Annotated in this window: 6 protein-coding genes; 5 read left to right on the top strand and 1 reads right to left on the bottom strand. The window is 64.6% G+C overall.

Annotation, left to right across the window (positions count from 1 at the left end):
• The 5 genes from mutS to trxA form a co-directional block, all read left to right on the top strand.
• A partial coding sequence (mutS, locus tag RI563_RS03200) for a DNA mismatch repair protein MutS (protein ID WP_310692901.1) occupies window positions 1-2,541 on the top strand: 2,541 nt, incomplete at its 5' end.
• A 101-nt stretch (window positions 2,542-2,642) separates the two neighbouring features.
• Complete coding sequence (gene fdxA / locus RI563_RS03195; RefSeq protein WP_310692900.1) at window positions 2,643-2,966, top strand: ferredoxin FdxA; 324 nt, start codon at window positions 2,643-2,645, stop codon at window positions 2,964-2,966.
• A 27-nt stretch (window positions 2,967-2,993) separates the two neighbouring features.
• Window positions 2,994-5,921 (top strand): PD-(D/E)XK nuclease family protein, encoded by a 2,928-nt coding sequence (locus RI563_RS03190; protein WP_310692899.1) that lies wholly within the window; start codon window positions 2,994-2,996, stop codon window positions 5,919-5,921.
• Between the two features lie 340 nt (window positions 5,922-6,261).
• Window positions 6,262-9,654, top strand: coding sequence for a UvrD-helicase domain-containing protein (locus RI563_RS03185; protein ID WP_310692898.1), 3,393 nt, complete (start codon window positions 6,262-6,264; stop codon window positions 9,652-9,654).
• 72 nt (window positions 9,655-9,726) lie between these two features.
• Window positions 9,727-10,590: a thioredoxin gene (gene trxA / locus RI563_RS03180; protein ID WP_310692897.1), complete on the top strand. Its 864-nt coding sequence runs from the start codon at window positions 9,727-9,729 to the stop codon at window positions 10,588-10,590.
• A 206-nt stretch (window positions 10,591-10,796) separates the two neighbouring features.
• Here the strand turns inward: trxA and RI563_RS03175 are convergent.
• The coding region (locus RI563_RS03175; protein WP_310692896.1) for an efflux RND transporter permease subunit at window positions 10,797-13,177 on the bottom strand (2,381 nt) is incomplete at its 5' end.

Below are 13,177 nucleotides of genomic sequence, written 5' to 3'. Positions count from 1 at the left end.
TCCCAGCATACGCCGATGATGCAGCAGTTTCTGCGCATCAAGGCCGAGTATCCGGATATCCTGCTGTTCTATCGCATGGGCGATTTTTACGAGCTCTTTTACGACGACGCCAAACGCGCGGCGCAGCTACTCGATATTACCCTGACCCGGCGCGGCCAGTCGGCCGGCGAACCGATCCCGATGGCCGGGGTCCCCTATCACGCAGTAGAAAGTTATCTTGCCCGCCTGGTGCGCCAGGGTGAGTCGGTCGCCATCTGCGAGCAACTCGGCGATCCGGCCACCAGCAAGGGGCCGGTCAAGCGTGAAGTGGTACGTATCGTCACCCCCGGCACGCTGACCGACGAGGCCTTGCTGGAAGAGCGGCGCGATAATTTGATTGCCGCGCTGTATCGTCATAAGCAACAGTCCGGGCTGGCCTGTCTCGATTTGAGCAGTGGCCGTTTCAGCGTCCAGCAGCTGGACGGAGACGAGGCGCTGCACTCGGAACTGGTCCGTCTGCAGCCGGCCGAATTGCTGGTCGACGAACAGCTGGAGTGCCACTACCCGGGCCTGCGTACCGCAGCAGTCAAATCCCGCGCGCCCTGGCATTTCGATCACGACAGCGCCTATCGCCTGCTGTGCGATCAGTTCCAGACGCAACATCTGGCCGGCTTCGGCTGTGACGACTGGCCGCTGGCCATTGCCGCCGCCGGTTGCCTGTTGCGCTATGTCCAGGAGACCCAGCGCGGTCTGTTACCGCATCTGCACGGGCTAATCACCGAGCAACGCGAACAGAGCCTGTTGCTGGATGCCGCCACCCGCCAGAACCTGGAACTGGAACAGAGCCTGTCCGGCCAGCACAACCACACCCTGGCGGGGATCATGGATCGCTGCGTCACCCCGATGGGCAGCCGGTTGCTGCGCCGCTGGATCAACCGGCCGTTGCGCGATCACGATCGACTGCATCAACGCCAGGCGTTGATCGGGCTGTGGCTGGAATCCGATCGCTATCTTCCGCTGCGGGAGCTGCTCAAACAGATCGGCGATATCGAACGCATTCTCACCCGTGTCGCGCTCAAATCGGCCCGCCCCCGGGATCTGGTGCAACTGCGTCACGCCCTCGCTCTCCTGCCCGAGCTGCGCACGCAACTGGCCGAACTCGAGGCCGACATTCCGCTGCTGGACGAACTGCACGAGCAGGTCCGACCGTTTCCAAAGTTGCATGACTTGCTCAATGGTGCACTGATCGAACAACCGCCCATGCTGATCCGTGACGGCGGCGTGATCGCCACCGGTTATGATGCCGAACTGGATGAACTGCGCGATCTGCAACACAACGTCGGCACCATTCTGGCCGAGCTGGAGCAGCGCGAGCGCGAGCAGTCCGGGATTGCCAATCTCAAGGTCGGTTACAACCGGGTCCATGGTTATTACATTGAAATCAGCCGGGCGCGGGCCGAATCGGTGCCCGATCATTATCAACGGCGGCAGACCCTGAAGGCCGCCGAGCGTTATATCACTCCCGAGCTCAAGCAGATCGAGGACCGGGTGCTGAGTGCCAACGAACGGGCCCTGGCCCGGGAAAAGCAGCTATACGATGAACTGCTGGACAAACTCAACACAGAACATCGGTCACTGCAGGCCTGTGCCGCCACCCTGGCACAACTGGATGCTTTGAGTAATCTGACCGAGCGGGCCGCCACGCTCGATCTGCGCTGTCCGCAACTGGTCGACGAGGCCGGGTTGCAGATCCGGGCAGGTCGCCATCCGGTGATCGAACAGGTGCAGGCGACGCCGTTCACACCCAACGATCTCGAACTGGATGAAGCGACCCGCATGCTGATCATTACCGGCCCCAACATGGGCGGCAAATCGACCTACATGCGCCAGATCGCGCTGATTACCCTGCTCGCCCATATCGGCAGTTACGTCCCGGCCGAATCGGCGCTGATCGGACCGGTGGATCGAATCTTTACCCGAATCGGCGCCGCCGACGATCTGGCGGGCGGGCGCTCCACCTTCATGGTGGAGATGACCGAAACCGCCAATATCCTGCACCACGCCACGGCGCACAGCCTGGTATTGATGGACGAGGTCGGCCGCGGCACCAGCACCTTCGACGGCCTGTCGCTGGCCTGGGCCAGCGCCTGGGAACTGGCCACCCGTATCCAGGCCTATACCCTGTTCGCCACCCACTATTTCGAGATGACCCGGCTGCCGGAGTGGCTGCCTCATTGTCGCAATGTCCATCTGGATGCCCGCGAACACGGCGATCAGATCATCTTTTTACACCAGGTCCAGCCCGGCCCCGCCAGCCGCAGTTACGGCCTGCATGTCGCTTCGCTGGCCGGTGTGCCACGCGCGGTCATCGATCGGGCAGGGGAAAAGTTGCAGCAACTGGAACAGGGCGAGCCCCCGGCGCCGGCCGCGGACAGCGATGCCGCGCCGGCCCCACCACCGCCGGCGGCCCTGCAGGCGCTGACGGATCTGCAACCGGACGAGCTTTCCCCGCGCCAGGCCCTGGATGAGCTCTATCGGCTGAAAAAATTGCTGGATCAATAACCGGACTCGCGCGCCGCCCGGCTTTCACGCTAACATAGACTATTGGATTGCCCGCCGGACCACCGTGTTCGGCATTCGTTGACTGATTAAGGAGCCTGCGCATGACTTACGTAGTCACCGACAACTGTATTAAATGCAAGTACACCGACTGCGTTGAGGTGTGTCCCGTCGACTGCTTTCACGAAGGTCCCAACTTTCTGGCGATCGATCCCGAGGAGTGCATCGACTGCACCCTGTGTGAACCGGAATGCCCGGCCGAAGCGATTTTCGCCGAGGACGATGTGCCCGCCGGGATGGAAAACTTCATTGACCTCAATGCCGAGCTGTCCAGGGAGTGGCCGGTGATCGTGGAAATCAAAGATCCCCCGCCCGACGCCAAGGAGTGGGACGGCGTACCGGACAAGCTTCAATACCTGGAACGCTGAACCATTTCCGCGTCCGGGCCAGTTCCCATGACGCCAGACAGCTCACGTGACCGCGTGGTAGTTCTTCCCTACCACGCCGATCCCCTGCAACAACTCGCCCGGGATCTGATCCACCATCATCGTGAGCAGCTACCGGATCTCACCGGGGTTACGCTGCTGGTCAATGATCCCCAGGTCAGCGGCCCGCTGCGCCGACGGTTACTGGATGCCGCGGCCGAACAGGGGGTTGGCGGGCTGGTGGGGCTGGCGATCCACCCCCTGCGCGACTGGGTGCAATCGTTTCTGCCCGACGGCGTCCGGGTCTGTTCCTCGGTCAGCGCCGAGCTGCTGCTGGTCGAGGCACTGCGCCCCTATCAACATCTGTTCAATCAGGCCAACCCCTGGCTGCTGGCCGGCGAGCTGCAGGAGCTGTTTCAGGCCCTGACCCTGGGCGAGGTCGGCCTGCCGGCCGATTGCGACAGTTTCATCGACCGACTGCAAAACGCCTACGGCGTACGCGACAGCCTGCGCCAGACCCTGGGCCGCGAGGCCACTATTGTTCACACCCTGTGGCACGCCTGGCATGAACAGCTGCGGGCCCAGGACCTGACCGACGCTGACTCCGCCCACCTGCTGGCCCTGCGCCAGAGTCTGGAATCGCTCGATCCCCAACAGCCACTGTGGCTCGCCGTTGCCGACCCGCTCGCTCCGGCGGAACAACAATGGCTGCAGAACCTGTTGCAGCGCGATCAGCTGCACCTTTATTTGCAGGGGCAGATCGCCACAACCCCCGCCGGGTATCCCGATCAGCATTTGTGGCCGCTGGCCCGGCAACTCGCACTGCCCGACGCGCCCCTGCCCGAAACCCCGTATACCCGGCTGCTGGGAACCGTCTTCGACCACGATGAACAGCCCCTGCAGGCGAGCGCCCGGCAACTGGCCCAGGTGGCCCCGGACAGTCCCGCGCGCGAGCGGCTGGCCGTACTGCTGGCCGACAATGCCGAGCACGAGGCCCGGGCCATCGATCTGCAGGTGCGCCAGTGGCTGCTGGCGGGCAAGACCCGGATCGCCATTGTCACCGAAAACCGGCGCCTGGCCCGGCGGGTGCGCGCCCTGCTGGAGCGCGCCGACATCCAGCTGGCCGACGCCGCCGGCTGGGCACTCTCCACCACCAGCGCCGCCGCGGCCCTGGAGCGCTGGCTGGAATGTCTGGAAGAAGACTTTGCCCACCTGCCGCTGCTGGATCTGCTCAAATCGCCGTTCGTCTTCGCCGACGCTGACGCCGAGCAACACCGGCTGGCCACCTGGCGCCTGGAGCAGGACATCATTCGCCACGAGAACATCGCCCGCAATCTCAACCGCTATCGCGCCCACGCCCACGACCGGCGCAAACGGCTGGCCAACCAGGCGGACATCACCCCGTTACTGGATCTGTTTGATCGGCTGGAGGCCGCCGCCGCGCCCCTGCTGGCCCTGCGCCGGGGCCGCCACCCGGCTGCCCACTGGATCGCCGCGCTGCAACAGAGCCTGCAGCGGCTGGCAATGGACCGGGCGCTGGAACAGGACGCCGCCGGCAGCCGCCTTGGGCAACTGCTGGAGAAGCTCGCCGGCGGGGTCGACGAAGGTGCCTTCGAACTGGCCTGGGGCGAGTTTCGCACCTGGCTGGGACGGCACCTGGAGCGCACCCATTTTCGGCCCCGCCCCACCCAGCAACGGGTGCGCCTGCTGGGGCTGGCCCAGAGCCAGCTGCAACAGTTCGACGCCCTGATCCTGGCCGGCGCCGAGCAGGAGTCGCTGCCCGGCCATCCGGCCATCAGCCCGTTTTTCAATCAGCAGGTGCGCCACGAGCTGGGACTGCCGCAACGCGAGACCCATTACGCGGAACGCTTCTATCATATCCGCCATCTGCTGGAAGCCGCACCGGCGATGCTGGTCACTGCCCGCGCCGAACAGGACGGCGAGCCGGTGGTCATCAGTCACTGGCTGGAACACCTGCTGGCCCTGCACCAGCAGGCCTGGCCCGAACAGTCACTGCTGGCCACCACCCTGGCCGATCAGGCCAATGCCGCCGAGGCGTTTCAGGTGGAGCGCGAACCGGCCGTGCCCCTGCCGCCCCCGAGTGCCCGGCCGGTGCCGGTGCTGGAAGCCGATCTGCTGCCGCCGGGATTCTCGCCCAGCGATTATCAGCAGTTACTGGACTGTCCCTATCAGTACTACGCCGCGCGCGCCCTGCAGCTCAAACCGCCGGAGGAGATCCGCGAGGCGCTGTCCAAGGCCGATTACGGCGAGCGGGTGCATCGCTGTCTGCAGGCCCTGCATACCCCGGTCGCCGGTCTGCCCGAACCCTTCGACGCCCCGTTCGAGCTGGCCAACCGCGCCGCGGCCATCGCCCGGCTGGAGGCGATTTCCCAGGCGGTGTTTGCCGATGTGCTGGCCGACAACTTCGAGCATCAGGCCTGGCTCGGCCAGTGGCGGGCCTTTATTCCCGGCTATATCGACTGGCAGATCGCCCGCCGCCAGGGCGGCTGGCAGGTGTGCGAGACCGAACAACGCAGCGAGGGCCAGCTGGGGGCAGTCGCGATCCGGGGGCGGCTGGATCGCATCGATCGCAGCGACGCCGGCGTGGCGATCCTCGATTACAAGACGGGCAATACCATTCCCAAACCGGCAGAGGTCAGCCGTGGCGAAGCGATCCAGCTGCCCTTCTATGCCCTGTTGCAACAGCAACAGGATCCGGACCAGCCGGTTGCCGAGGTCGCCTATCTGCATTTCGAAAAACCGGAAAAGCGGCTCAAACTGAACTGTTCGCTGGCGGCGACGGAACTGCAACAACTTGGCGAGGCGGTCGGCGAACGCCTGCAAACTCTCGTGAACCAGATTGAGGCGGGTCAGGGTCTGCCCGCCTGGGGGGATGCAGACACCTGCAAATATTGTGATATGGCACTGTTATGTCGAAAACCCGTCTGGCAGACATAAAAAAAACCGGACGACCCACCCGGTCGGATGATAATCCGACCCGGCGGCCGCCCCGGCTCAGTTCCCTGCAGGCACTCCGGCCCGTCGCTTGTCCGTGCAGTTCCGGTCTACGCCCCGGCATGCGCCGGTGCGCTCAACAATTCCGTGTCACTGCCACAGTCATCCCTGCGGTTCATCCTGAGTGGGCGCTCCCGCCCCCGACACGTCTCCCTGTGCGACTTCCACTTGGCGGCAGACAAACATGTCGCACACCGCCGATGGGTGTTACAAGCCTAGCTACCCACTGCGTGAGCGCAAGGTCGCTCGGACCGGGCTGTGCGCCCCATCACAGGAGCCGGCCATGAGTGGCGCCGCGACACCCGCCCTGGTGGGCAATATCACCGTGCAGGCCTCGGCCGGCAGCGGCAAGACCTATCTGCTGGTCAGCCGCCTGCTGCGCCTGTTGCTCGAGGGGGCCGAGCCGGGCGCGATTCTGGCCATCACCTTTACCCGCAAGGCAGCGGCCGAAATGCAGCAGCGGCTGTTGCAGCGCCTGCAGCAACTGGCGCTGTGCGACGACGCCACGCTGGATAAACAGTTACAGGCCCTGCAGCTGGAGCCAACCCCGGCCCTGCGCCAGCAGGCCCGGCAACTCTATCAGCGGTTGCTGCAAACGCCCTACAGCGTGCGCACCACCACCTTCCACGCCTTTTGCCAGGAGCTGCTGCGCCGCTTCCCGCTGGAGGCGGATGTCCCGCCCGGCTTCGAACTGCTGGAGCGCACCGCCGCGCTGCTCGACGAGGCCCGCGAGGCGCTGATGGTCACCGCCGCCCGTGAACCGGAGAGTCCTGACGCCGTCGCCCTGCGCCAGTTGTTCGACGAGCTGGGCCTGCACAATACCCTCGGCGCCCTGCGCCAGTTCGTCGGGCACCGCAGCGACTGGTGGGTCTATACCGCCGGCCAGTCCGATCCGATCGAGTGGGCCTGCCGGGAGTTGCGCGACCAGCTGGGGATCGATCCCGACACGGATCCGATCGCTGACTTTTTTGCCGATGCCGGGCGTTACCAGCGACTGGCGCGCATGGCCGAACTGCTCGCCGGGCATCCCAACAAGGGCAATAACGAGGCTGTGGCCCAGTTGCAGATCGCGCTGGATCCACAACAGGACGCGACCACCCGCTACAGCGCGGTTTACCAGGCATTTTTAACCCAGGCCGGCACGCCGCGCGGCAATCGCGAAGCCAGCAGCAAAGCCTTGCAAAAAAGCCTGGGGGCAGACGGCGCCGAAGAGCTGGCCGAACTGCATCGTGACTTTTGCGAGCAACTGCAAACACTGCAACAGCAGCTGGCCGCACAGCGTAATTACCGGGTCAACGGCGCCTGGTACCGGGCCGGTGTCGCCTTGCTGGATCATTACCAGCGCATCAAACGCGAACAGCGGCTGCTCGATTTCACCGATCTGGAATGGAAGGCGTATCAACTGCTCAACGAGGGCGACAACGCCCTGTGGGTGCAGTACAAACTCGATCAGCGCATCGCCCATCTGCTGGTGGACGAGTTCCAGGACACCAACCCGACCCAGTGGCAACTGTTGTTACCCTTGCTCGAAGAACTGGCCCAGGAAAGCGAACGCCAGCGCAGTGTCTTTTTAGTCGGTGATACCAAACAGTCGATCTACCGCTTTCGCCGCGCCGAACCGCGGCTGTTCGACACCGCTACCGAGTGGCTGGAGCGCCGCCTGGGCGCGCACCGTTATCCGCTCAATACCTCCTGGCGCTCGGCCCCGGCCATCATGGACTTCGTCAATCAGTTGTTCCGCCAGGATCCCCGCCTTCACCAGCAGCTCCCCGACTTTCCCGAACACCGGACCCATCATCAATCGCTGTGGGGTGAGGTGATTCTGCTGCCGCCGGCCAAAGAGCAGGAAGACGAGACGGACATTGAGGCGAACGATGACGCGCCGCTGCGCAATCCGTTGTTCACCCCGCGCCCCGAGCCGACCCATACCCGCCATCGCCAGGAAGCGCAGGCGATCGCCTGCGAAATCCGCCAGCTGATCGACAGCCGCCTGCCCGTCCAGGCGAACCCCGACACCCCGGCCCGGACAATCGATTACGACGACATTCTGTTACTGGTGCGCTCGCGTACCCATCTGCCCGAGTACGAGCAGGCGTTGCGCGAGGCGAACATTCCCTATCTGAGCGGCAATCGCGGCACGTTGCTGGAGAGCATCGAGGTGCAGGACATGCTCAATCTGCTCAACTGGCTGAGCATGCCCTTCGACAACCTGGCGCTGGCCGGCATCCTGCGCTCGCCGCTGTTCGCCATCGACGACCACGCGCTGATGCAACTGGCCGGGGAGGCGCCGGGCAACTGGTTCGAGCGGCTGGCCCAGCGGGCCGCCGATCAGCCGCCCGATGCGCCACTGCATCGCGCCCACGAACACCTGGCCCGCTGGCGCGCCCTGGCCGGACACATTCCGGTGCACGACCTGCTGGATCGCATCTACAGCGAAGCCAATGTCCTGGCCCGCTATCGGGCCGCCTTCCCGACCCATCTGGTGCCGCGGGTGCTGGCCAACCTGGTGCGCTTCCAGGAGCTGGCGCTGGAGATGGATAGCGGCCGTTATCCCAGCCTGATGACCTTCGCCCAATGGCTGCGGGAGTTGCGCCAGAATGACGACGATGCCCCCGACGAGCCGGCCGACGCCGGCCAGCAGGCACGGGTGCGCATCATGACTATCCATGGCGCCAAGGGACTGGAGGCACCGGTGGTCTTTTTGATCGACAGCGCCCGCGCCGAGCCGCGTGGCAAGGCCCATGAGGGGCTGATCGAATGGCCGGCCAACGCGCCCCGCCCGGCCCATTTTCTGCTGCGCCCGGCGAAGGGCTGGCAGGATCCGCTCAGCGAGGCGGTGATCGAACGGGCCGAAAGCGCCGCCCGCCGCGAGGAGGCCAATCTTTTATATGTGGCGCTCACCCGCGCCCGGCAGCGGCTCTATATCTCCGGCAGCCTGCCCAAACGGGACGAAACCACCAGCTGGTATCAGCAGATCGCCGGCGCCTTTGACCTGCTACCCGATGAAATTCAGAGTGCGCAGACCCTGGTCACCAGCAACGCCCCCCCACCGACACCGGCGTCGGTACCCGCCACCGAGACCGAGGTCGTTCCCGAACCGGATCCGCGCCTGCGCCGACCGCTGCCCCTCGGCGCCGGCGACGCGGCGCAGGCGCCCAGCCAGCAGGGGGAGGAGAACGACGGCGGTATCGGTATCGAGGATGAGGACGGGCGCACGCGGGGCATTACCATCCACCGCTGCCTGGAGTGGCTCTGCCAGGACCCGTCACTGCCCCGGGAGCGCGCGCTGCAACGGCTGGCCGGCGAGGCCGGCGCCGCGCAGCTGGCCGAGTGGTGGGACGAGGCATTGGCCGCCTTTTCGGCCCCGCAACTGGCCGAGGTTTTTCAGCCCGCCGCCGACGTGCAGTGCCGCAACGAACTGCCGCTCCTGTATCGCCAGGGGGAGCGGACCGTCAACGGCATTATCGACCGGCTGTTGATCGAGCCCGGCCGGATTCATCTGATCGATTACAAGACCCATCGCGCGGCACTCATCGATCCCGCGGCCGTGGCCGCCGGCTATGAAGAACAGATGCGACTCTACGCCGAAGGCATTCGCCAGCTGTGGCCCAATCATGAACTTCGAATCAGCCTGCTGTTTACCGCCGCTGCGCAACTGTGGCCAATGCAGGTATAATTCGCCCGCGTCCCGCCCGTCAGAGGACGCTTCTTTCATCCCCTATCCGTTCAGCAACCGACAGGACAGACCATGAGCCAATCGCAGTACAGTTTCGATGTCAGCGCCCAGACCTTTCAGTCACAGGTGATCGATGCCTCCCATCAGGTGCCGGTGCTGGTGGACTTCTGGGCCACCTGGTGCGGCCCCTGCCAGAGCCTGATGCCGGTGCTGGAAAAACTGGCCGAGGCGTATCAGGGCCAGTTCATGCTGGCCAAGGTGGAGATCGATCAGCAACAGGAACTGGCCGCCCACTTCGGCGTGCGCAGCGTCCCCACCGTCAAGCTGGTCAAAAACGGCCAGATCGTCGATGAGTTCACCGGCGCCCAGCCCGAAGGCGAGATCCGCGCCCTGCTCGACCGGCATATGGAAGGCAAGCCGGACACCCCCATGCAGCAGGCGATCGATCGCTATGAACAGGGCGAGAAGGAAGAGGCTCTGCAGGAAATGCAGCAGATCATTCTTGATGATAAAGAGAACATGCAAAACCGGGTACGCTTCGCCGAGATCCTGATCCAGGAAGAACGCCACGACGACGCCCGCCAGTTGCTCGACAGCCTCTCCGTCGACATCCAGATGAGCCCGGAAGTCTCGGCGCTTTATTCCAAACTGGAACTGGCCGAAACCCTGTCCGACTCGGACGATATCCCGACACTGGAAAAACGGATCGAAACCGATCCCAAGGACAGTGAGGCCCGCTATCAACTCAGCGCCCGCTACGCCGCCGAAGGCCGTCACGAAGACGCCATGCAACAGCTACTGGAGATCGTCAAACGCGATCGCGCCTACAACGACGACGCCGGACGCAAGGGACTGTTAAGAATGTTCGACCTGCTCGGCAACCAGGGCGAACTGGTCAGCAAATACCGCCGCCTGCTGGCCCAGGCGCTCAACTAGTCAGTTCGGTGTAATAAAACGCGGAGGACGCAGAGACGCAAAGGCGCGGAGAAAGAAATAATTTTGAATTTTAAATGTTGAATTTTGAATGGGATCTGGCTCTGTAACTCAAAATTTAAAATTCAGCATTCAAAATTATCTCTTTGCGTTCTCTGCGTCTCCGCGTCCTCCGCGTTGATTCCCAGAGCACTAAAAAATGACCCTGCCTAAATCAATTCTCCCCCTTCATGCTGTTCTTCGCTTTCTGATGCGCGCGTCCAGCCCAGGTCGTCGAAGATGACGTACAGTGCCGGGATGACGATCAGGACCAGCACGGTGGCGCTGAGCAGGCCGAATACGACGGAGATGACCAGCGGCTTGATGGCGTCGGCCTGGGTGCTGGTTTCCGCCAGCAGCGGCACCAGTCCGGCGATGGTGGTGGAGGACGAGATCAATATGGCCCGCAGGCGATCGCGGCTGGCCTGACCGGCGGCGGCGATCGCCGACAACCCCTGTTCGCGATGGCCCTTGATGAAGTGGATCAGCAAGATGGCGTTGTTGACCACGATGCCGGCCAGGCCGGCGGCGCCGATCAGCGACGGCATCGACAGATAATAGCCCATCAGCACATGGCCCCAGATCGCACCGATGAAGGCCAGTGGAATCGACAGCATGACGATCAACGGTTCCACATAGCTGCGAAACTGAAACGATAAGATCACGAAGATCCCGACCAGCCCGATAAGCAGGCCGCGGCCGATGGAGCCGCCGGTTTCGGCGGAGCGAGCCACCTGACCTTCGAAGATCACCGCCACCTTCGGGTGACGTGCCCTGAAATCGACCAGCCAGCCGGTGCGCAGATCGCTGACGATCGCCTGGCCGCTGCTCAGGCGCGCATCCACGTTGGCCTCGACGGTAACGGTGCGCCGCCCGTCGATGCGGGTGATGCGCGCCCAGTCGCGCTGCTCGCGGATCCGCACCACCTCGCCCAGCGGCACCTGCTTGCCGTCGGGCAACATGATGGTTTGATCGGCGAGATCATCCAGGCTGTCGCGATCGCCCTCGGCCTGACGGATCAGGATCTCCACGTCCCGATCGCCGATGCGCCGGGTGTCGGCCACCTCGCCTAGCAGCGCCGCGCGCAACTGGGCGGCCACCTCCTCGGCGCTCAGGCCCAGCCCGTGCGCGCCGGGGGCGAGAGAAAAACTGCGCTGCGGCTTGCCGGGGCGCAGATCATCCATGACGTTATAGGCGGCGGTATAGCCGGCCAGGTGCCCCGCCGCGTCGCGGGCCGCCGCTTTCAGGGCGCTCAGATCCTCACCCTGCAGGCGCAGCTCCACCGGGATCCCGGCCGGCCCGAAACCCGGTTCCTGGATGATCAGACTGTGGATCCCGGCGACGGGGCCGATCGCCTCGCGCCAGGCCCCGGTCAGCTCGTCGAGGGTGACACTGCGCCGCTCGGCGGTGAGCAGATCCACCATGACCGTGGCAACATGGGCGCCGGCCTCGCGGGCGCTGGGATTGTAGTTAAAGCGGGTCTGGATCGCCTGCACCAGTGGCGCCCCCTCCGGCTGCTGCGGGGTCAGCTGTTCGTCGAGCCGGCGCATGGCCGCCTCCACCTGCGCGGCCACTTCATCGGTGCGTGCCAGCGGCGTGCCCTGGGGCATCAGGATGCGCGCCTCGAGCACGTCCCCGTCGATATCGGGCATCGCCTCGCTGCCGATGTGGCCGCCGGCCATGAACCCGGCCGAACCAAGGATGACCAGCAACACCAGTCCCAGCACCGCCCGGCGCCAGACAATGGCCCGATCGGCGATCTCGCCCACCCGTTCGCGAAACCGATCGAAGCCCCGTTCGAAGGCGGCGCGAAAACGCGAATCATGGCCGCCACGCAGTCGCGTCACGCTGCCTTTAAGATGATGGGGCAAAATCCAGAACGCCTCGATCAGGCTGGCCGCCAGGGCGGCGATCAGTACCACCGGCAGTACCTCGAGTACCGAGCCGAGCTCGCCGGCCAGAAAGGAGAGCGGCAAAAATACCGAGACGGTGGTCAAAAATGAGGACAGCACCCCCGGCAGCACCTGGCGGGTGCCGGCGACCACCGCCTGCAGGGGTGAGTCGTGCTCATCGGCATTCGCGGCGATGTTGTCGGTGATCACCACCGCATCGTCCATAACAATCCCGATCGCCATCAGCAGCGCCACCAGGGTGATCATGTTCAGCGACAGGCCGGTCAGCGCCATGATAAAAAAGGCGCCCATGAACGCCGCCGGCAGGCCCAGCACCGCCCACAGCGCCAGGCGCGGCCGAAAGAACAGGCTCATCACCAGCACCACCAGCACCAGCCCCATCAGGCCATTTTTTACCAGCATCTGCAGGCGATCGCGCACGATGCTGGTCATGTCCTGGGTAATAGCCAGGCGCACCCCGCCGCCGAAACGTTGGCGCTCGGCCTCGATCAGCGCCCTCAAATCGTCCATCACCCGCAGGGAGTCGTCACGCAGGCTCTTGCTCACCTCCAGCACCAGCGCCCGCTCTCCGTTGAACCGGATCTGCTCCTCGTCCTGTTCCCCGGCCTGTTTCAGCGTGGCGATCTCCCCCAGGGTCA

The organism is Thiohalophilus sp. (genome assembly GCF_031581315.1).
GTDB lineage: Bacteria > Pseudomonadota > Gammaproteobacteria > UBA6429 > Thiohalophilaceae > Thiohalophilus.
This window is presented reverse-complemented; position numbering and strand designations above follow the sequence as displayed.

Bases quoted from the DNA above. Each gene is read 5' to 3' on its own strand.
- fdxA (WP_310692900.1), top strand. From the start codon at position 2,643: ATGACTTACGTAGTCACCGACAACTGTATTAAATGCAAGTACACCGAC.
- RI563_RS03190 (WP_310692899.1), top strand. From the start codon at position 2,994: ATGACGCCAGACAGCTCACGTGACCGCGTGGTAGTTCTTCCCTACCAC.
- RI563_RS03185 (WP_310692898.1), top strand. From the start codon at position 6,262: ATGAGTGGCGCCGCGACACCCGCCCTGGTGGGCAATATCACCGTGCAG.
- trxA (WP_310692897.1), top strand. From the start codon at position 9,727: ATGAGCCAATCGCAGTACAGTTTCGATGTCAGCGCCCAGACCTTTCAG.